Origin of the sequence: Bradyrhizobium yuanmingense, from assembly GCF_025200905.1 — a bacterium.
Taxonomy (GTDB): Bacteria; Pseudomonadota; Alphaproteobacteria; order Rhizobiales; family Xanthobacteraceae; genus Bradyrhizobium; species Bradyrhizobium yuanmingense.
In genome coordinates this window covers 970,051-988,055 of sequence record NZ_CP104173.1, presented here as the reverse complement: position 1 = coordinate 988,055, position 18,005 = coordinate 970,051, and the positions used below count along the sequence as shown (strand labels likewise).

At 63.7% G+C, this 18,005-nt stretch carries 23 protein-coding genes; 13 read left to right on the top strand and 10 right to left on the bottom strand.

The features are described from left to right. Positions 1-242 precede the first annotated feature (242 nt). From N2605_RS04760 to N2605_RS04750, 3 genes are all read left to right on the top strand, one after another. Positions 243-803, top strand: a complete 561-nt coding sequence (locus tag N2605_RS04760; RefSeq protein ID WP_225142437.1) for a hypothetical protein — start codon at positions 243-245, stop codon at positions 801-803. 75 nt (positions 804-878) lie between these two features. Then, positions 879-1,154, top strand: a complete 276-nt coding sequence (locus N2605_RS04755; protein WP_225112347.1) for a hypothetical protein — start codon at positions 879-881, stop codon at positions 1,152-1,154. An 84-nt stretch (positions 1,155-1,238) separates the two neighbouring features. Then, positions 1,239-2,510 carry a hypothetical protein gene (locus tag N2605_RS04750; RefSeq protein WP_225142435.1) on the top strand — a complete coding sequence of 424 codons (1,272 nt, stop codon included), beginning with the start codon at positions 1,239-1,241 and terminating at the stop codon, positions 2,508-2,510. 11 nt (positions 2,511-2,521) lie between these two features. Here N2605_RS04750 and N2605_RS04745 read toward each other — a convergent pair whose 3' ends face one another. Continuing rightward, complete coding sequence (locus N2605_RS04745; RefSeq protein WP_057026184.1) at positions 2,522-3,148, bottom strand: transglutaminase-like cysteine peptidase; 627 nt, start codon at positions 3,146-3,148, stop codon at positions 2,522-2,524. A gap of 192 nt (positions 3,149-3,340) precedes the next feature. Between N2605_RS04745 and N2605_RS04740 the strand changes: the two genes are divergently transcribed. Together N2605_RS04740 and N2605_RS04735 are read left to right on the top strand one after the other, a co-directional pair. Continuing rightward, positions 3,341-4,078, top strand: coding sequence for a metallophosphoesterase family protein (locus N2605_RS04740; protein WP_057026183.1), 738 nt, complete (start codon positions 3,341-3,343; stop codon positions 4,076-4,078). A gap of 20 nt (positions 4,079-4,098) precedes the next feature. After that, positions 4,099-4,752 (top strand): hypothetical protein, encoded by a 654-nt coding sequence (locus N2605_RS04735; protein ID WP_036035501.1) that lies wholly within the window; start codon positions 4,099-4,101, stop codon positions 4,750-4,752. A gap of 1 nt (position 4,753) precedes the next feature. Here N2605_RS04735 and N2605_RS04730 read toward each other — a convergent pair whose 3' ends face one another. Then, positions 4,754-5,131, bottom strand: a complete 378-nt coding sequence (locus N2605_RS04730) for a hypothetical protein (RefSeq protein WP_225185669.1) — start codon at positions 5,129-5,131, stop codon at positions 4,754-4,756. Positions 5,132-5,544: 413 nt separating this feature from the next. On the opposite strand from N2605_RS04730, the gene N2605_RS04725 reads away from it, so the two are divergent. Continuing rightward, positions 5,545-5,922: a hypothetical protein gene (locus N2605_RS04725; RefSeq protein WP_225142431.1), complete on the top strand. Its 378-nt coding sequence runs from the start codon at positions 5,545-5,547 to the stop codon at positions 5,920-5,922. A 47-nt stretch (positions 5,923-5,969) separates the two neighbouring features. Here N2605_RS04725 and N2605_RS04720 read toward each other — a convergent pair whose 3' ends face one another. After that, positions 5,970-6,212 carry a hypothetical protein gene (locus tag N2605_RS04720; RefSeq protein WP_128262894.1) on the bottom strand — a complete coding sequence of 81 codons (243 nt, stop codon included), beginning with the start codon at positions 6,210-6,212 and terminating at the stop codon, positions 5,970-5,972. 97 nt (positions 6,213-6,309) lie between these two features. Next, positions 6,310-6,552 (bottom strand): hypothetical protein, encoded by a 243-nt coding sequence (locus N2605_RS04715; protein ID WP_225185670.1) that lies wholly within the window; start codon positions 6,550-6,552, stop codon positions 6,310-6,312. Positions 6,553-6,734: 182 nt separating this feature from the next. Between N2605_RS04715 and N2605_RS04710 the strand changes: the two genes are divergently transcribed. Continuing rightward, positions 6,735-7,946: a hypothetical protein gene (locus N2605_RS04710; RefSeq protein ID WP_260345946.1), complete on the top strand. Its 1,212-nt coding sequence runs from the start codon at positions 6,735-6,737 to the stop codon at positions 7,944-7,946. Positions 7,947-7,961: 15 nt separating this feature from the next. On the opposite strand, the gene N2605_RS04705 is transcribed toward N2605_RS04710, so the two are convergent. The 3 genes from N2605_RS04705 to N2605_RS04695 all read right to left on the bottom strand — a co-directional run bounded on the left by N2605_RS04705 (position 7,962) and on the right by N2605_RS04695 (position 9,152). After that, complete coding sequence (locus tag N2605_RS04705) at positions 7,962-8,240, bottom strand: hypothetical protein (protein ID WP_225112340.1); 279 nt, start codon at positions 8,238-8,240, stop codon at positions 7,962-7,964. A gap of 163 nt (positions 8,241-8,403) precedes the next feature. After that, positions 8,404-8,820, bottom strand: coding sequence for a hypothetical protein (locus N2605_RS04700; protein WP_036011274.1), 417 nt, complete (start codon positions 8,818-8,820; stop codon positions 8,404-8,406). Between the two features lie 41 nt (positions 8,821-8,861). Further along, positions 8,862-9,152 (bottom strand): hypothetical protein, encoded by a 291-nt coding sequence (locus tag N2605_RS04695; RefSeq protein WP_036011277.1) that lies wholly within the window; start codon positions 9,150-9,152, stop codon positions 8,862-8,864. 1,026 nt (positions 9,153-10,178) lie between these two features. Between N2605_RS04695 and N2605_RS04690 the strand changes: the two genes are divergently transcribed. The 3 genes from N2605_RS04690 (at position 10,179) to N2605_RS04680 (ending at position 12,979) form a co-directional block, all read left to right on the top strand. Beyond that, the gene (locus tag N2605_RS04690; RefSeq protein WP_167361675.1) at positions 10,179-10,352 is read left to right on the top strand and encodes a hypothetical protein; all 174 of its coding nucleotides are present in this window, start codon (positions 10,179-10,181) and stop codon (positions 10,350-10,352) included. A 578-nt stretch (positions 10,353-10,930) separates the two neighbouring features. Further along, positions 10,931-12,523: an EAL domain-containing protein gene (locus tag N2605_RS04685; RefSeq protein ID WP_425248835.1), complete on the top strand. Its 1,593-nt coding sequence runs from the start codon at positions 10,931-10,933 to the stop codon at positions 12,521-12,523. Positions 12,524-12,613: 90 nt separating this feature from the next. After that, complete coding sequence (locus tag N2605_RS04680) at positions 12,614-12,979, top strand: VanZ family protein (protein ID WP_036011287.1); 366 nt, start codon at positions 12,614-12,616, stop codon at positions 12,977-12,979. A gap of 44 nt (positions 12,980-13,023) precedes the next feature. Here N2605_RS04680 and N2605_RS04675 read toward each other — a convergent pair whose 3' ends face one another. From N2605_RS04675 to N2605_RS04665, 3 genes are all read right to left on the bottom strand, one after another. Next, complete coding sequence (locus tag N2605_RS04675) at positions 13,024-13,470, bottom strand: CHRD domain-containing protein (protein WP_036026578.1); 447 nt, start codon at positions 13,468-13,470, stop codon at positions 13,024-13,026. A gap of 134 nt (positions 13,471-13,604) precedes the next feature. Then, positions 13,605-13,889 carry a hypothetical protein gene (locus tag N2605_RS04670; RefSeq protein ID WP_036011293.1) on the bottom strand — a complete coding sequence of 95 codons (285 nt, stop codon included), beginning with the start codon at positions 13,887-13,889 and terminating at the stop codon, positions 13,605-13,607. Positions 13,890-14,047: 158 nt separating this feature from the next. Then, the gene (locus tag N2605_RS04665) at positions 14,048-14,491 is read right to left on the bottom strand and encodes a hypothetical protein (RefSeq protein ID WP_036011297.1); all 444 of its coding nucleotides are present in this window, start codon (positions 14,489-14,491) and stop codon (positions 14,048-14,050) included. Here N2605_RS04665 and N2605_RS36450 point away from each other — a divergent pair. The 3 genes from N2605_RS36450 to N2605_RS04650 all read left to right on the top strand — a co-directional run bounded on the left by N2605_RS36450 (position 14,490) and on the right by N2605_RS04650 (position 17,973). Further along, positions 14,490-14,990 (top strand): hypothetical protein, encoded by a 501-nt coding sequence (locus tag N2605_RS36450; RefSeq protein WP_425248834.1) that lies wholly within the window; start codon positions 14,490-14,492, stop codon positions 14,988-14,990. The two genes, N2605_RS04665 and N2605_RS36450, sit on opposite strands and share 2 nt — an antisense overlap. A gap of 126 nt (positions 14,991-15,116) precedes the next feature. After that, complete coding sequence (locus N2605_RS04655; RefSeq protein WP_036035538.1) at positions 15,117-15,788, top strand: hypothetical protein; 672 nt, start codon at positions 15,117-15,119, stop codon at positions 15,786-15,788. Between the two features lie 34 nt (positions 15,789-15,822). Further along, positions 15,823-17,973: an adenylate/guanylate cyclase domain-containing protein gene (locus N2605_RS04650; protein ID WP_260345943.1), complete on the top strand. Its 2,151-nt coding sequence runs from the start codon at positions 15,823-15,825 to the stop codon at positions 17,971-17,973. The last annotated feature ends 32 nt before the right edge of the window (positions 17,974-18,005 follow it).

The following is an 18,005-nucleotide window of genomic DNA, read 5'->3' as shown; positions in this document are numbered from 1 at the left end:
GAATCGCGCCCGTGGGTCCTCAAGTGACGTGAATTGGTACGGCCTAGGGGGTGGTGCGACAAGGGTTCCCGGTGGTTAACGGAGCGATCCGTCGGCCAGTGTTGCGTGCAGGCCACTCTTTGGGGCTTGGTTTAAGTCTTTGTGACCATTTGTTGTATTTCGTGTGCCCGGTCAGAGGGCAATGAGCCCCTGTCGAGGCGTAGTGTGTCGAGTGCAAGGCTTTTGTTAAGGATAGGAACCCCGTGTCTGGCCTCCTTCTGATCCCGCTGTTGGCGGGCTCCCTCTTTGGCGCCGCCGATCGCGCCGCTGTCCCCTGCCTTGGCAGCGCGGGGTCGTTGTGCCGCGGCGCCGTTATTGAGGTCGCCGCCCCTGCATCCACGTCCGTCTGGAAATTCACCCGGACCCAAGGGGCCAAGGACGGCGAGAGCTTCGCGGCCATCATGAAGACTGCCGACACCACCCAATCGGACCCGGACTTCGCCGGCCTGATCGTGCGCTGCGCCCCGAAGGGCAAGGTCGATGTGCTGGTGGCCTTGATCCGGCCCTTCCCGCCCCGGAGCCGCCCCAAGGTGACCATCGCGGCGAGCGGCGGCGGCACCCTGAGCTTCGAGGGAAGCATGGCGGCCGCGGGAGCAGCCGTGCTGTTGCCCGACGAGGTCTCGGCCTTTGCTGCCGGAAAGTGGCAGACGACGGCCTCCCTGTCCGTGGTGGTCAGGGAAGGCGACAGCGAGATCAAGGGTATGGTGGCGCTCAACGGGCTGCGGGAGGCCTATCATGCGCTGCTGGCAAATTGCGGCCAATAGGCTAAATTTAGCCATACAACTTAAGGGTCTTTTTAGGCGGGGAATCTAGGGTCCGGAGCACGGAGAGTGTTTCGGATGACCGCCTTTTTGATTTTCAGCTTTCTCACAGGTGCCGTGCTGGGCCAACGCTTTCGCGTGTTCGTGCTCCTGCCGGTCACATTTGCGCTGGTGCTCACCATGCTGCCGGTCAGCATGATGACCAGCCTGGGCTTCCTTGACGGCATAAAGGCTGCGGCGTTCGCCGCCATCGCCCTCCAAGGCGGTTACCTCTTCGGCTCGGGGGCGCGCTTTGCCCTTGCCGCCGCACGCGCCACCCGCGTCTTCGGTCGGCCGGTCAAGGCCACGCGCTGATCGCAACGCAAGCCTCTGTTTGAAAACGCACCGCCCGCTTGTATGGTGACCTGACCGTTTCAGGATTCGCTTCGAGCGCGCCGTTTGTCCCTCGCTTATTTTGCCCTCATCGTCTCCATCGTTTCCGCTTCCGCTCTCGAAATCGCCGGCGCCTCATTGGGCGCGCAGCTGGGGTCGATCGCCGCAGCGCTAGGCCTGCTGGCCGCGGCCTCGAGCTCGCGCAAGGCCGACTACGAGCACTATCTTCGTGCGACCTCCTGGGGCCGCTGGATTCTGCTCGCCATTCCGCTGTGCATCGCGGCCCAGCTCGCTCCGCTTCCGCTGCGCGTTGCGCATCCGATCTGGGCCAGCGCTCACGAGATAATCGGTGGCCTGTCGCTCGGGCCGATCACGGCCGATATCGGCTTGACGGTGAATGCGCTGCTGCTGGCGCTGGCCGCGATCTCATTGCTTGGCGTCGCGATCCTGGTGGTCCGCAACCGCGGCCGTGCCGAGCTGGTTCTGTTCGTGCTGAGCGGCGTAACCGCGATCTCCGCCTTGATGTTGGACCTGCATCGGCTCTCGCCGGCGCTTGCCGGATCCGTCCCCCATGACCTCACGACGAGCCTGGCCGGGCTCGGCCTCATGCTCAATCTGGCGGTGATGCAGCTCGCCGCTGAACGGGCGGAGACGCATCATTCGATCGTTCGCTCGGTCGCGATCGGACTTTGCGGTCTGGTCGGAGCCTTGGTCAGTGCCGCCGCGATCTTTGGGCTGTCCGGGACCAACAGCGCCATCGCGGCGACCTTTGGCGTCGTGCTGATCCTGCTGATCCTCGTGATCCGCAGACTGGATCTGTCGCCATTGGCCGCGAGCGCGTTGTCGGTGGCAGCCCTGATCGGCGCGGCGATCGTGCTGACCTTCCTCTTCGAAAAGAATTCCGGACCGATCCTCCTACGGCTCGTTCCGGAGATGGGGACCGAGACCAAGGCCGCCCTCGAGCGCATGCTGGCCGATACACGCTGGTTCGGCGCCGGTGCCGGGACTTTTCCTGCGGTGGGCAGGATCTATCAGAGCGATGCCGGCGCCGTCCTGACGGCGCCCTCGGCGGCCACATCGGTGTTCGCGGGGATGGGTTGGGTCGGCTTGGTCGCCATGATCGCGGTGAGCCTGCTCGCTTTGGTCCGCCTGTTCGTCGGCGCCCTGCAGCGCGGACGCGACTCGTTCTTTCCGGCGGCGGCCGCGGCCTGCGTCCTGTTTGCGCTGGTTCAGAGCTTTGCCGGTCCCGGATTGCTGCACCCGGCAGCAATCCTTTGCCTTTCGGTGATCTTGGGACTGGGGCTATCGCAGAGCGTCAGCCAATCCGGATCACGATAGCGCGCGGGTGATCAGACCGCGCGGTCGCCGAGCGAGGCCCAGTAGTTCGGATTCTTGGGCGACTGAATGCGGACCCAGCGATAGGGCTTCTTCGACCACGGCATGATGTGGCCGGAGAGATTGTCCAGCACGAGATCGCCGGAGAAGGTGCGCACCACGACCACGAGATGATGCTCGCCCCAGCTGGTCACGACCTCGCTCAGCAGCACCGAGCGCGCCGGAAAGCCCTTGGCGATCAGATCGTGGCGTTTTGTCACGGCATAGTCGTTGCAGTCGCCGCTTGCCGGATGCAGCAGCCATTTCTCGCCGCGCAGCCCTTCCAGATTGGCCTCGGGACGGATCGCGGTGTTGACCCGCTGGTTGACCTCTTGCATTTGCGCCATGCGCTCGGCCGTCAGCTTCAGGCGGCCGCCCCGGAAGACGATCCGCTGCGGCCGCGGCCTGCACTCGTCCTTGTACTTCAGGCAGAAGAGCGTGAACGCCATCGGCGGCAGCGTCGGCTGGTCGAACTTGATGTAGTGGATGGCACCACGCAGCCCCAGGGGCGCCCCGACGAAGGCGGCTTCCGCTTTCTGCTGCACCCCCGCAGCAACGACGATGGCGGCGACGGCCGCCAGGAACTTCACAACTTTGCGCATGTCGCGCTCCCCGTTCTTGTTGGGGAGACGCTACGCGAGACCTCTTGAAATACGGCTCAAAGGCCACGCGAGGCTTTAATCAAAATGCGGGCTCATCGATTGGAAACAATTAAGAATACCGATGTGTGACTTGTTCTGCTAAGAGCGGTCACGACTTCCGCTCGTGACGCTGGATGCGATTCGACCGACCCGATGGGCCTTTCCTCCCGCTTTCGCAAGAAGACCAAGCCGCGGCTTCCCGATGGCGTCCGCGTCTATGCGATCGGCGACGTGCATGGCCGCGCCGACTTGCTTCAATCGCTGTTAACCGTGATCGACGCCGACTTGGCCCGCTCGGCGCCGCAACGCGCCATTCAGGTCTTTCTCGGTGACTATGTCGACCGCGGCCCGGACTCACGCGCCGTTCTTGATCTCCTGATCGAACGCTCGAAGTCGCACGAGACGGTCTGTCTGAAGGGCAATCACGAGGTCTTCCTGCTCGAGGTGCTCAAGGACCCGACCCGCCTGCAGGAGTGGCGCCACTATGGCGGCCTGCTGACGCTGGTCTCCTATGGCGTCACGCCGACGATGAACCCTTCCGCGGAGCAGCAGGTCGAACTGATCGAGGGACTGAGACGTGCGCTCCCGCCGGAGCATCTCGCCTTCCTCCAGCAATTGCCCTCGTCCTTTACCTGCGGCGACTTCTTCTTCGTCCATGCCGGCGTCAAACCGGGCGTCCCGCTCGATCGCCAGAAGGATGAGGACCTGCTCTGGATCCGCGAGGAATTCCTCGCCTCCGAGGAGCGCTTCGGCAAATATGTCGTGCACGGCCATACGCCGGTCAGCGCGCCCGATATCCGGTCGAATCGCATCAACATCGACACCGGCGCTTATGCGACCGGCAACTTGACCCTGTTGACGATCCAAGGCGATAGTCTTCTCGCAATTTGAAAGCTCAGGCCGCAACTTCGGTGATCACGCTTCGCGCCATTGGCATCTTGACCGCGATCGCGCTGGCGCTCCACGCCGGCATGACGTTCTATGGCGATCTCGTACGGCCGAACTTTCGCGCCAGCGACTTGTTCTCGGGCGAGATTCCGCCGGACAAGGCCAAGCTCGCGGCGGCAGGCAGCCTGGCATCCTTTTCGTGGGATGGCGACCTCCTGGCAAATCATGCGGCGGCAATGGCCGCCGACGTTCTGCATCGTCCGTCGGCCGAGGCAGGCGGAAGGGCCAGCGAGAACAAGACGGCCCAAGCCGCTGTCGTGGCAGCCTTGAAAGTTTCGCCGATCAGGCCGGCGCTCTGGCTCACGCTCGGCACGCTACAGGCCCAGGCCGGCGAGGCGGTCACGCCTGCGGTGAAGATGTCGTACCTGACCGGGTCGGTGCCGATCGACGTTGCCTTCTCACGCGTCCGCACCGTGACCTCGAGCGCCGCGGCAACCGACGAGGAGATCAAGCTGCTGGCGCAATCCGACATCCGGTCGGCGCTGGCCAACCGCTCGCGCTACGAGCCGCTGCTGATCGCGGCCTATGTGCAGGCAACGCCGCAAGGCAAGTCGCTGCTGCTGGAGACGACGAAAGTGACCGATCCCAGATTCAACGAGATCTTGCGGCGGTACTAAATCAGCGGACCGATTTCGGATTGACCGGCACGAAGTCCTGATCGCGGCGCGGCTGATCGGATCGCCCCTGGTAGACGAACATGCCCTTCTTGGTGGCGACGATGTCGCCTCGCTGCAGGCTGTCGTCGCGAAGCAGACGTTCGGTCGCGACGATATCCGGATCTTCCGGAATCGGCTTGTAGAGCTCCGGATGCTCGCGCCGCTCGCGCGCAACCCCCTTGGCACGGCGCCGCGCATCCTCGATGCGCTGCCGCCATTCGTCGCGCGAGACTTCCGGCTCGCTCGGCGGAAGATAGTCGTTGATGGACGGCTCCGGCTCGGTCTGCGCACGGCACGAGAGCGGGCAGGCGTAAAGAGCCAATCCGACAGCGGCCGCCACGGCCGCCTGAACCGGCGCACGCGCCGGTCTCCGGCGGTCTGACAGGGACTTGCAGCGGACGGGTCGCACTCCGATGACTCCAATGGGGCCGAGCGGCAGCCGCAACTTCAGCTGATGCGGCTGCCAATTGCAACATTTTCGGAACGCAGCGGCCGTCCCTTCAAAAAGCGAAAAACAACCCCATGCACAGTAGCCGGCACCAACCGAATCAATGACTTACGTATTTCCCGAAATCCGGCTTGATCCGTCGGGCAAAACAGGTCTAGTATGGCATGATCCGGAGAGAGGCCGAGCGATGATCGACCTATCTGCGATCGGCATCGGATGAGCGCCGCAAGGACAATAGCGTCGTTCTAAGGCCTCGTTAGACCATCGCTGCTAGACTTCGGCATCTGTCGATGGAGTTGGCGAGAATGCGTGCAAGCCTGGTATCGTTGTTGCGTGTTGCCGTTGCGGCGTATGCCATGTCCGCCCTCACGGCTCACGCCAGCCCCATCTGCATCAAGGAGCGGACACCGTTCGCGCTGTCGCACGACACGGTGAAATGGACGATGTCGATCGCGCCTGGCGCCGACTGCATTCAGGGACTGCGTTGGTCTTATATGCAGATCTTCAGCGTGTCGGTCGTGAGCGGGCCATCGCGGGGACAATTGGCGGTGGTCGGGTCCGGCTTTCGCTATTCGGCAGAAAGGGAAGCGCGAGGCGCCGACAAGTTCACGCTGCTGATTTCGGGCAAGAACCGTCATGATCCCGGGACGTCGACTCTGGAGGTCGAAGTCAACCCGCAATAGGCAGGCCCACGACGCGCGAAGGGGTATCTACTTCGCTCGAAAACGCTTTAGTAACGGCGGCTCGACCCGCTGCCCCGGGTTGTATTCCCGTGATAGGGCCGGGCCCGTCCGTAAGTCGTCACGGGAGGCTCGATCCGGCTCGGGATATTCGGCGTCGCGTTGGGACGCGCGGGCTGCGACGGGTTGACGATGATCACATTGCGGTTGGGCGTCGACGGATCGCTGACGCCCTGGGCCCAGGCGCCCGCAGGCACCACAAGGGCGAGTGTGATCAAGACTATTCGTTTCATGCGATATCTCCCGAGCAAGAACGTCAGGGAGGCGAAGACCGTTCCTTCACGACGGCATCACGGTTCGTTGCGCGACCTCACCGCGGTACGGGTGACCTCAGCGAGGCACCGCGATCAGCTTGCCATTCCTCCAGACACCTTGGGCCGCCTGTCCGGTAGAACCGCTACCCACGTTCCGGACAGCCGTAGGCCGCGAGGCAGTCTGGGTGGTCTGCTTCTTTTTGTCGGTCGTCGTCACGATGCTGGAGCTAGTCGTGTTGGCCTGATCCTTGGTCCCTTGTGCAGAAGCAGACTGAACCAGAAAGGCCAAAAACATGATTGCTGTCAAAATGCCGCGCATGGTCACACACCGGAGGAAGGAGCCGGTCGAAATGTCACAGGTTTCCGCCCAAAAGCAAGCGCTACGAAACGACCGCGCAGGACCTTTGCGGCCGGAGCATCAGCGTGTTTCACCGCAACCGACGCGATCCGGGTGAAAAAGCCTAGCGAAACAGCACTATCCGGGCTAGTTGATCGCTCTTGATGACCGAGACCGGCGACACCGCAGCCAACGCCTCGCAGGCGCAAGAGATCAAGGCCGGGCTCGTCCGCCTGTTGTCAGAGCGGATCCGCGAAGTCTCCGGCGACCCCAGGCAGATGCGGGATGTCGTCTACGAGCTGGCTCGCGTCAAGCTTCTGGAACAATTCACCCACGCCGATGCGCGGGAAGCGCGAGAGCTCCAGCAAGTCCTCGAACGCGCCATTCGAGAGGTCGAACGCGCCTTTGAGCGAAGCGAGAAGTCTTCACCGACCAGGGATGCCTCGGTCCCCGTGGCGAATTCTCCACCGGCGAACGTTCCCGTCCCCCCGCCCATTCCGACGCTCGCTGCCTCGGCGTCATCAGCCATTCCGATGGCTGCCGAGACGCCGCGGCGTCCTGCCGCACCGCCAGGATCGCCCGACCAACCCAAACGGAGCGGCGCTTTCAAGTCTCTCGTTCGATTGACCGCGATCCTCCTGCTCGTTGCTGGCGCCGGCACCGCGGTCGTTTATTGGCCGCGGCTGAAGGCACAACTGACGGCATCGTCGCAGATGGCGCAGCCCGAACGTTCGGCCAAGAGCCCGGAGCCTCAGCCGGCCGCGATTCCGACTCCCTCGGCCAGCGAGACCGCTGAACGAACCCCGGAGGGCGCAAAGGAGCCGGCGCCGGCGGCGCACCCCTCGATGCCCCTGCCGACGACGTTCGGCGTCTACGCCTTGAGCGAGGGCCAGCTCCACGAGCTGAAGCCGGTTCCCGGAAAAATTCCGGACCGGCGGGTCGCGATCTCGGCCGCCATCAACACGCCGAGCGCGACCACTTTGATGGACGGCGACGTCAAATTCATCGTGTTCAGGCCCGACGGGGGTATCGACGCCAGCGGGACCGAAGTTCGGGTGATCGCAAAAGTCTCGCGAGCGATGGGCGTCGATGCCAGCGGGAAAGCCACCATGGTCAGCGCCGGCGATTCCTGGGTCATCCGCAGCATGTCCTACCCCTACAAGGTAGGTCCGATCGACGACCAGTCGAGAATGCTGTTGCTGCAACCGGAGCAAGACGGCTTCACGCTCGCGCCCGGCCGCTACATCGTGGTGGTCAGGGGCATGGGCTATGACTTCACCATCGCTGGGACGATCACCGATCCCAACCAATGCGTCGAGCGCATCAATGCGGCGAACGGCGCGTTCTACTCGCCCTGCCCGCCGCCGCGGCGATAACGCAGCCTTTGTTTCCTATTTGGCCGGCTTGCTGTCCTTTGGCGCATCCGCCGGCATGTCGTCGACCTTGCCGTTGTTGGCGACGCATTTCTGGAAGTACTCGCGCTGGTCTTTGCCCGTTCCCTTGGCACTCCCCGCTGCGGGGTTGCCGATCTGCCTGGGCGGAAAGGCCTTGGCCACCGCGGCGTCACATGCCCGCGCCACTTCGGCAGTGATGGCCGACGCCGTCGCCGGCACGGCCAATGTCAAAGCGAATGCCAGCCCAACCAATGTCCGCAAATTCTTGACCGGCACGTCGTTGCTCCTTCACTCGGTGAATGCTTGCCGGACCATACCAAAAAGGAACGAGGCGCCAAACGGCAAAGCGCGCTGAATTGTGACTGCGCACTTGTTCGGACCATGCTCCAGAGCCGCGTCTCGAAGCACGGCCGCAGAGCGCGCAGAAATATCACCGCTCCTAGCTGTTCAGCTGCGGCGGCTTGAAATCCGGAAAGCGCGTGAGCATTGCCGTCTTGACGAACTTCAAGTGGGCGATGCTGCTCGCCAATTCCTTGAGCCGGCGCTGGCCGTTCGAGATGTCGGCCGCGAAGAGATCCTGATGATGATTGTCGAGCGGCTCCCGCTCGAGATATTCGTCGGTGCCGTTCCCGAAGGTGACGGAGGCACGGGCAAGCGCATCGTCGACACGCCGGTTGAGCCCGGCCTGCTCCCTCTCCGCCTCCTGCAAGGCGGTTTCGATCGCGGCCAAAACGGCACCGATCCGCCCGCGGTCGGTCTCCGCGTCACGCTCGGCCGAGCGGGCCTTGAAGGTTTTGTCCTCGCGGCGGGAGCCGAGAAGATTGTGTGCGCGCGCTCTCAGGAACAGCTGAAACATCCGGGCCATCCCACATACGAGATCCAGGCGGGTACCATCGGTCAGACGTAGTTAACAAATCCTGAATCCGGCGCCCGTGCGGTCTGGCTTTGTGCAATCCATGCCCGCCAAGCTCCCGCGTGCTTGGAATACAGCTCGTGCCAGCGGATCTCGCCGTCGGCAGCGGCTCCTTTTCGCACGCGGACCTCGGATGTAAATTGCCCTGTCTCGTTCGATGCAAGATCCAGCGCTTCGAACTCCGCCGTCTCTTCCGGAGACAGGCCGATCAGAACGCGATGCCCTTGGGCATCGACGAAGTATCTGCGCGGCGCGTTGTGCCTTTGATCAGTCATTCGCAGGGCCCTCGTTCATGATCCAAGGCCCCGGACGATCCTTCAGCCGCCGCTCAAAGCCACGAACAAACGCGATCAAAACGAGGACGCAAGTCGCGCCCAGCAAAGCAATCAAATACGCCATTCACGCCCACCTATGCGAGCCGCGAAAATACAGGCGGCTAAACTCTCACCATGAATTGCTACGTTCTAGGTTGCCTTTCCAAAGCTCTCAAGCGCCGCACCACGTTAACCTAACTGCGCATGGTTATCCGACCCGGCCGCACGGCAGGATCAGTGTGCGCTCACATGGCTGTGCGCCTACGACGGATGCTCACTCTGCTTGGCGCCCATCGCCGCCGGCGTGTAGGGCGCATAGAGACGATATCGTGCCGATCGCCTGCGCGAGCGCCATGCCCGCACGCCGTAGCCGCAGCAAAAGCCAGCTGCAAAAATCGAAATCAGAACCAGAATTGCAAACATTTGGAATGTTCCCAATGATCGGAACGCTCCTCCCGGTACATTTCAACGTGATGTTCTGACGACTTCAAGATCATCGGCGCTGAAAGTTTTGTCAGAGGAAGATGAAGTTTGTGCAACGTGATGCTTGAATTTTGGCCGTCGCGAGAACCACGAGCCCAGAGGATGACGAAATCTCTCATCGTTCGAGGGCGATATCCAGCCCGCGATGTTAACCCGTGTTCACTGCGGCAGCCGCCTCGGACGAAGCGGCCGGATGCGCTGCCTTCGGGCACAGCTGCGATATGCACGAGAGGCCGATATGTTTCTCGAACGTTTCGGGCGGCCGTCGCAGACAACAATTCTGACGAAGCATCCGTGCTTCTACGGAGCGCCATGCACCAACTTCATCGCGGTAAGGTTGAGAGGTTAGCTTAACCCGCGTTGTTTGTTGCGAACTTTCGGCGATTGCTTATCCATCTCGCACCGGGCTCCCCCAAGCCCGGCCCCACCCAAGCAAAGCCGTCGAGCGAACATGGGTCCGCTTGGCGGCTTTGTCGTTGTGTCGACGAGAGGATCATTTCGGTTATGGCGCGCAGGCCCTGGTCGTTCAAGGAAGATCGCCGGCTCATCGAGCTGGCCAAGTCTTCAACCTCGCTGGAGCAGGCAGCGAAAGCTCTCGGGCGCTCGCCCGATGCGATCAAGCGCATGGCGTTGCGGCTTGGTCTTTCCTTGAAGTCGAAGCCGGCAAAGAAGAGCTGATCTTGGAAGTGCCGGCGCTCGCCTCGGCTTCATGTACGGCCGCTGCAGTCCAACGGCCCCGCATCGATAGGGCCAGCCGCCCTTATCCCGGGGTCGTTCCGGTCCGCCATCGTCTTGGACGGTGAGGTGGATTGAGCGGGTTGCCGGCGGTGCCCCGCCAGCCGCCACACTTAATTCTGCGTCCTCTTCTGGGACCCCATCCCTGGGCTGGTTCCGTAGCTGGGCGTCCCCGTTCCCTTGAAGGCGCCGCCCATCGTGTCGGATCCGGAATTCGTGCCCGTGCCACTGCGCGTCGCGGAGGTGGATTGCGTGCCCGATGGCGTGTCTTTGGTCCCCTGCGCCGAGGCCAGAGAGCTCCCGATTGTCAACGCCATCACGAGACTTAACGTCCTGATCATACTGCTCAACTTTCCATGCTTGTTTCTGACCCCGAGCCGCCAGACCATTGGCCGGGCACTGCTCAGGTGGGGCCCTTCGGGCCGGTCTTTCCGTTAAACCCTATCTTAGCCCCCGCTGGCTAGGATCAATCTCCACGCCTTGCTTGAATTTCCGCCCCGCCCTGTTTTCGCCTGAGCCGGATGAGAGTGCTGCGACCAGACCTCCCGTTTGTGGCACTCGTGCTTGCGAGCACGATGGCGTTCGCCTTGGCGGGTCATTTCGCCGCTGGCGCCGTTATTCGCCAGCACCAGGCGCATCAGCTCAATGAGCTCACCGAGGTGGTTCTGCGCCGATCGGAGCTTGCGGTCGATTTCGCTGCGGGCAGCCTGGACGAGCTCGCGCGGCGCAATTTCGCCAGCTGCGAGCCGGCGGCGCTGCAAGCCATCCGCCTGCACGTCTACCAGCGCTCGGCGATCAAGGACGTCCGCCTCGTCAAGCCGGACGGCTCGGTGATCTGCTCGGCCTATTCCGAGACGCTCGAATTCGACAAGGGATGGGTGGATCGCCGCGACATGCTGCCTTCGCGCGACAAGACGCTTTCCCTGTTCCGCGTGGAGCAGTTCGGCGGCGACGCCCTGGGCGTGCTCAGGGACGTCAATGGCAACTCCGCCCTGGTCGCCATTGTCGGTGTCAATGCCAGCCTGTTCGACATCATGCCGGCCGAGCTGCGCGCGCACAGCCAGGTGATCCTCGCCTTGAGCAATGGCGAGAAGCTTGGCGAATTCCAGACCGAGGCCGGCAAGTCTCTGCCGGCGCCGATCGGCTTCGAGCGAGCGTCCGCTCGGCTCCCGCTTCATGCCACGATCCGGCTCGAGGACGCGGTGCTGTCGAGCTGGAACAACGAGGCCTATTGGCCAACGCTTGCAGTGGCGCTCGGACTTGGCGCGATCTTCGGCATCCTGCTGGCACGCAACCGCCGCATGGAGGGGCCAGTGGCCGATCTCGACCGGGCGCTGACAGCCGGCGAATTCATGCCATATTACCAACCGATCTTCGACCTCCGGACAGGTCGGATCAAGGGCTGCGAGATTCTGGCGCGCTGGCTGCGCCGCGATGGCTCGGTGGTCCCGCCGATGAATTTCATTCCGCTCGCCGAATCCAGCGGACGCATCCAGGCGATGACCTGGCAGATCCTGGGATCGGCGCTCACCGAGCTCAGGCCATTGCTCAGGGCCGACAAGAATTTCAAGCTGTCGCTGAACGTCGTGCCCAAGCACCTCCTGAGCGCCGGCTTCGTCGAGACACTGCGGCGCACGGTTCTGACGGCACGCGTCTCCGCGCGCCAGATCGTGGTCGAGATCACCGAGCGCGATGAATTGGATGATCTCGCGCGCGCCGCTTCGGTCGTGGCCGAGCTGCGGGACCGCGGCTTCCGCGTCGCCATCGACGATGTCGGCGTCGGCCATAGCGGACTGTCGCGGCTGAAGGGCCTCGGCGCCGATACGATCAAGATCGACAAGTTCTTCGTGGACACGATCACGGTGGACGCATCGACGACCACGATCGTGGAGATGCTGGTGGCGCTCGCGAAAGACCTCAATATGAGCGTGGTCGCCGAAGGCATCGAGACGGAGGAGCAGCTCCGCGCGTTGCTCGCCTCCGGCGTCGAGGAAGGTCAAGGCTATCTGGTTGCGCCGCCCCTGCCCGCCGCCAAATTCAATGAGCTCATCAAATCGCGTCGGGCTGCGCAGCCGGATGCGGCGACATCCGGTGCTAAGGCTTTGGTGGCCTGACGGGTCGGCCCCCAGAGGCTTTAACGATACTTTCTAACGATGTTTTCGGCTTTCGAACCGGAGCGGCGACCAACCTTGTATGTTGGCGCCATGCGCAGGAACCACCTCATAGCAGCCGCAAGCATCTGTCTGGCGCTGATCGCCTATGCCACGCTGGCGAAGCTGTCGGGCCGGCCTGCGCTCATGGGTCACCACGAGGCCTATTGGATCGTCGTGATCGAGCGCTTCAGCGCCTATGGCCTGCTCGGCTTCCTGCTGTCGTTCCTGCTGCCGGGACGGTTTAGCCTGGCTTGCTCGCTCGTCATCGCAGTCGCCATGGGGTTGGAGCTGATGCAAGCGTTGATACCCGATCGCGATCCAGGCTTTCTCGACGTGCTGCAGAAGGCGGCGGGCGGCACCGTGGGCGTCATGCTCGCCCAGATGATCCTGGCGTTCCTGCCCAGACCACCTGCCTGAAACGGCGAGCATGGCCTCGGCGGAGCGACCGTGCGACCCGGTCCTTACTTCATCATCTGGCCGCGCAACTCACCGCCTGGGTTGGCGGCCGTGTGAATGTTCGCGTACCATTTTCCGCCCAACAGATCCGCCGCCTGCGCCTCGGTGAGGGTTGCACTGCCTTCGATCGGGCTTTGCGCCGTCTTGAACGGCAGGGCGATGCCGGCATTCTTCCCGGCCTCGCCGGGGCCGTGAAAATGCGCCCCTATCGCCGGTCCCGTCAACCCGGTAAAGGTGACGAGGTAGGTCAGGACCTTCGTTTCGGTGTTGTAGCTCGCCTCCGCCTTGCCCGACCCGGTCGAGCTATTCGGCGGCACTTCATTGCTTCCCTTGAGCTCCGCTCGCAGCTTCACGACCTCCGCACCTGCCGTTCCGCTCGTCGCGCTGACGCCTCCGACCAGCGCCAATGCCCCCAACAGTGCCACGGACCGTCGACACACGGCTTTGCTCATGCACTTCCTCCTGCGGATTTCGTTGGTCCCGCGATGAAAACACCGAGGACTGCCGGACATTCCACCGCAGAGCTTATGCTGATTCGGGACAACGCTCGCGGGAATTAGCCATCGCAAGCGCATCACGCGCCGGCTCAGGCCGCCCCGCGCCTCGTGTGACGCTCGGAGGGAACCAGGAGCTCGGCCATCTTCCGGTGGGTGTCGTGCAGCGCTTCAATGGCGCAGTCGAGATCGAAATCCGCCTCGCGGACGGATGCAAAGAACTTGGCCGTCAGCGCCAGATCGAGCTTGACGCGCGTGGCACCGTCGCGACTCCTGCGACGATCGAGCGACAAATGGATCGCGCGGTCCCTCGCCTCCACAGCATCGCAGCCGCAAAGCGCGCCGAGCTCGTCATATGTCATCCAGATTTGAGGCATGTTCTTCCACCACGCTTGATCTATCGCAGACTAGATAGCTCTCGCTTCTGAAGGCGGAGTTTCTGCAGCGCGAATTCGAGCCAACAACGTCAACGCAATCCTAAGCGCGGCGCAGACGTGAGCCGGGTGGACTGGCGCAGCTTGTTGCCGATCCACTGTCACTTGGGCGCGCCCGTCGTGAACGGATGCCGCGGCCGTGAACGACTGTCGAGCCTCTTGGGCAGCTTGTCGGCCTTGAGCTTCACGACCGCGCCCCGGGGGTCAGGAGCCGGCGCCTCTTCCTGGCTGTAGATCAGCGTCGCTTCGAATCTCACGTCGGGCGCTTGGCGGGCCGTTCCCGAACAGGTCGCCATCGCCCCGCTATAAACGCCGGAGAGCTCGACCTCGACCTCGTCCAGCCCGAACACGGTCGGCGGCCCGTCGGCATGTCGCCGTGTGGTCAGGACGGCCGTGAAATGCCGGTCGTTGTCGAACTGATAGGAGCCGCCATAATTGAAGAAGCTGTCGCTGCCCGAGATCCGTCCCTGGGCCAGATGCACGATGCCGGTGCCTTGCGCGTGCGCTGTTCTGAACCACGCCGCGTATTTGCCCTCTTTCAGCATGGAAACATCCACCCGTAATTTCCACGTGTATTTGCAACGAAGCTTGAGGCGCGACAATGACCGACACGACGAGCATTCCGCCACGGTTAACGCCCTGCAAAATCAATCCGTTAAATTTCTGCGGCCGCACGCGGCGGCGGCGACGTCAAAACAATTCGATGCCGTCGTCAGCCGTTTCCACGACTTCGACGCGACGCGACGGCCGTACAAGGAGCCAATGCCGCTCGAGGCCGCGCGCGGCTACCTGGTCGAGAACGCCGGGCGACAGTTCGATCCTGGCTGCGTCGAGGCTTTCCTGTTGCGCTGGGACGAGGTGGTCGAGATCGCCGGCGGTCAGCGGACAATTCCTTTGCCGGGCGCCGCGGCCCCTCCCGCTCCCGATATAGAGCGTGCAGCAGCGAGCTCGTCAGGCGCGCGCCATCCCGCGTCCCGACCGCCTGACCCGATCGATCCGCCAACATCTTGCCGCGGCACCATTTTTCTCCGGTCGCCGGTTTGAACCTGTTCCTGCTAAAGTGGCACCAAGACCTGAGAGTGATTCTGGTCACACTTGCCCCGGCGCCCTGCTGCTAGGCATCGAACCAGGACGGGCACCAGAGCATCGTCGAATTGGATGAGAATTCCCATGAAAAGCCTGATCGGCGCCTGTGTCGGCGCATTCTGCCTTGCGGCCCCCGCTTGGGCGGAGACTCCCGCTGCGATCGTCGAGGACGTCCAGGGCAAGGTCGACGGAATCGCGTTCATGGATTACGTGGCGCCAGGCAAGATCATCAAGCTCGGACCAAAGGCCAGCATCACGCTCAGCTACCTGAAATCCTGCCAGCGCGAGACCATCAGCGAAGGTGTCGTCCTGGTCGGCGCCGAGCAGAGCACCGTGCAGCTGGGCGAGGTCAAGCGGGAAAAGGTGCCCTGCGATACCAATGCGGCAAAACTGTCCGAGCGCGAGGCGAACCAGAGCGCCGCAACGACCTTCCGCACCGTGCGCTCGGACGCCAAGGGCGGACCGGCCAAGCTGCCGACGCTCTACGGCGTCTCGCCACTGGTGCAGGCCAAAGCCGGCGGCACGCTGGTGATCGAGCGCACCGACGGCAAGGAGCCCACGATCAGCGTGCCGCTCAAGCGCGACGCCATGACCGGCGGCGGCAAGTTCTATGATTTCGCCAAGGCCGGAAAGACACTGACCCCGGGCGGCAGCTACCTCGCCATTCTCGGTGCCAAACGCTACACCTTCCAGATCGACGCCAGCGCCACCTCCTCGCCGACCCCGATCATCGGCCGCCTGCTGCGGCTCGAATAGGCGGACTCGAATAAGCGGAGTTGGCGACGGGGCGATGCGGCGGATCGGGGGACGGGACATCGTTGCGGCAATCCTGATCGCGCTCCTTGCGGGCGCGATCTTCACGTCCCCGCCGCTGCAGACACTGCAAGGCCTCTCGCTCGACATCCTCACCGCACTGCGTGGGAAAGTTGTCGGCGAGCGCCGCGATCCCGCGACGTCGCCGGTCGTCGTCGTGGCGATCGACGGCGAAACCTACGAGACCCCGCCCTTCAAGGGATCGCCGACGCAGACCTGGACGCGCGAGATCGGCCGGGTGCTCGGCAGTATCAGCGACGGCGGCGCCAAGGTGATCGGCTTCGACGTCATCTTCAAGAACTCGATCGAGCAATCCGAGATTCCCTTTGGCGACGCGCCGCTCGGCGCCCGCATGCGCGGATTTGACCGGGACTATCTGATCGCGCTGCGGCAGATCTCCGACAACGGCAAGCTCGTGCTCGGCGAGATCCTGAGCAACGACCATCCGGAAATGCCCTACCGTGCGCAGCGGCTGGCGGTGCGAAACAACGTCCGCGCGCTCAATGTCCACACCGACGCCGACGATGTCATCCGGCGGATGCCGCTCAGCTTCTCGATCGAGGGCAAGCCGGTGCCCACAATGGCGGCCGAGCTCGCCGCCCGCGCGCTCGGCGCGAAGGTCGAGATGGCGCCATCCGGCGCGGCTGGGCTGTCCGGCTACGCAATCCCGAGCACTGTACCGAACACGCTGACGCTCAACTTCCGCGACCTCAGTCGCGACGTTCCGACCTTCTCCTTTGCCGATCTGCGCGCCTGCGTCGAAAAAGACGACCGCGATTTCTTCCGGCGCGCCTTCGAGGGCAAGGTCGTGCTGCTCGGGACCGTCCTCAACTTCGAGGACCGCAAGCTCACCTCGATGCGCCTGTCCGGCGGCTATGACGGAACGCCGTCGGCGCGATGTGCCCTGCCCGCGGCCGCCGGCACCGCGCAAAAGCCCCGCAGCGACGTCGCCGGTGTGTTCGTGCACGCCGCTGCGGTCCGAAACCTGATCGAGCGCGATGCCGTGACCGAGCTCGGCTTTCCCTCGCGCACCCTTCTCACGATCGCGTTCGCGGCCGTCATCGCCTGCGCGGCCGGCGTGTTTGCGCCGAGTGGCGCCCTGATCGCCTGGCTCGGCCTCACCATCGCCTACGCGGTCGTTGCCGTCGGAGCATTCGTCCATGCCTTGGCGCTGCCGCTGACCGAGCCGGCGCTCGCCAGCCTTGCCGCGCTCGCGATCATGATCGGCTATCGCTTCGTGCTGGCCGACCGCGACGAGCGCTTCCTGCGCAAGAGCTTTGCCTTTTACCTCGCGCCCGAGGTGATCGAGACCATGGTGGCCTCCGGCAAGATGCCGGCGCTCGGCGGCGAGATGCGCAACGTCACCATGTTCTTCTCCGACCTAAGCGGATTCTCGTCGATCGCCGAGACGATGACGCCGGTCGAGCTGGTGACGCTGATGAACGAATATCTGTCCGCCATGACCGACATCATCGAAGGCCATGGCGGTTACGTCGACAAATATATCGGCGATTCCATCGTCGCCATGTTCGGCGCCCCGGCTGACGATCCCGCCCACGCGCGCAATGCGGTGCGGGCCGCGCTGAAGTGCCACGAGACGCTGGCCGAGCTCAATGAAGGCCATCCCGCCTTCGCCGGTCACGGCCTGTCGCACCGTATCGGGCTCAACAGCGGCGAAGCCGTGGTCGGCAACATCGGCTCGCGCCGCCGCTTCAACTACACCGTGATGAGCGACACCGTGAACGTCGCCTCGCGGCTCGAAGGCGCCAACAAATATTACGGCACGGCGATCATGGCCTCGGAAACCACGATGGCGCAGACCGGCGATAGCTTCGCCTGGCGCGAGCTCGATGCGATCAGGGTGCAGGGCCGCGGCGAGGCGATCAGGGTGTTCGAGCCGCTGGCGGAAACCGGCGCGGAAAGCGCCGAGCAGGCCAAGGTCGCCGCAGCCTATGCGGAAGGGCTGGCGTGCTGGCGGGCACGGGAGTTTGCCAAGGCGGCCGACGCGTTCGGGGGCGTCGCGAAGATCGATCCTGCGTCAGCCCGGTTCGCCAAGCGTGCGAACGTACTGACGCAGACTCCGCCGCCGCCGGACTGGATTCCGGTCAATACGCTGGAAGGAAAGTAGCGGCTTCTTACCCTCCCCTGGAGGGCCCTCCA

What these genes read in the sequence shown, in the direction of transcription:
- N2605_RS04755 (WP_225112347.1), top strand. Translation starts at nt 879, where the DNA reads ATGACCGCCTTTTTGATTTTCAGCTTTCTCACAGGTGCCGTGCTGGGC.
- N2605_RS04745 (WP_057026184.1), bottom strand. Translation starts at nt 3,148, where the DNA reads ATGCGCAAAGTTGTGAAGTTCCTGGCGGCCGTCGCCGCCATCGTCGTT.
- N2605_RS04740 (WP_057026183.1), top strand. Translation starts at nt 3,341, where the DNA reads ATGGGCCTTTCCTCCCGCTTTCGCAAGAAGACCAAGCCGCGGCTTCCC.
- N2605_RS04725 (WP_225142431.1), top strand. Translation starts at nt 5,545, where the DNA reads ATGCGTGCAAGCCTGGTATCGTTGTTGCGTGTTGCCGTTGCGGCGTAT.
- N2605_RS04720 (WP_128262894.1), bottom strand. Translation starts at nt 6,212, where the DNA reads ATGAAACGAATAGTCTTGATCACACTCGCCCTTGTGGTGCCTGCGGGC.
- N2605_RS04715 (WP_225185670.1), bottom strand. Translation starts at nt 6,552, where the DNA reads ATGCGCGGCATTTTGACAGCAATCATGTTTTTGGCCTTTCTGGTTCAG.
- N2605_RS04710 (WP_260345946.1), top strand. Translation starts at nt 6,735, where the DNA reads ATGACCGAGACCGGCGACACCGCAGCCAACGCCTCGCAGGCGCAAGAG.
- N2605_RS04700 (WP_036011274.1), bottom strand. Translation starts at nt 8,820, where the DNA reads ATGTTTCAGCTGTTCCTGAGAGCGCGCGCACACAATCTTCTCGGCTCC.
- N2605_RS04695 (WP_036011277.1), bottom strand. Translation starts at nt 9,152, where the DNA reads ATGACTGATCAAAGGCACAACGCGCCGCGCAGATACTTCGTCGATGCC.
- N2605_RS04690 (WP_167361675.1), top strand. Translation starts at nt 10,179, where the DNA reads ATGGCGCGCAGGCCCTGGTCGTTCAAGGAAGATCGCCGGCTCATCGAG.
- N2605_RS04685 (WP_425248835.1), top strand. Translation starts at nt 10,931, where the DNA reads ATGAGAGTGCTGCGACCAGACCTCCCGTTTGTGGCACTCGTGCTTGCG.
- N2605_RS04680 (WP_036011287.1), top strand. Translation starts at nt 12,614, where the DNA reads ATGCGCAGGAACCACCTCATAGCAGCCGCAAGCATCTGTCTGGCGCTG.
- N2605_RS04675 (WP_036026578.1), bottom strand. Translation starts at nt 13,470, where the DNA reads ATGAGCAAAGCCGTGTGTCGACGGTCCGTGGCACTGTTGGGGGCATTG.
- N2605_RS04670 (WP_036011293.1), bottom strand. Translation starts at nt 13,889, where the DNA reads ATGCCTCAAATCTGGATGACATATGACGAGCTCGGCGCGCTTTGCGGC.
- N2605_RS36450 (WP_425248834.1), top strand. Translation starts at nt 14,490, where the DNA reads ATGGAAACATCCACCCGTAATTTCCACGTGTATTTGCAACGAAGCTTG.
- N2605_RS04665 (WP_036011297.1), bottom strand. Translation starts at nt 14,491, where the DNA reads ATGCTGAAAGAGGGCAAATACGCGGCGTGGTTCAGAACAGCGCACGCG.
- N2605_RS04655 (WP_036035538.1), top strand. Translation starts at nt 15,117, where the DNA reads ATGAAAAGCCTGATCGGCGCCTGTGTCGGCGCATTCTGCCTTGCGGCC.
- N2605_RS04650 (WP_260345943.1), top strand. Translation starts at nt 15,823, where the DNA reads ATGCGGCGGATCGGGGGACGGGACATCGTTGCGGCAATCCTGATCGCG.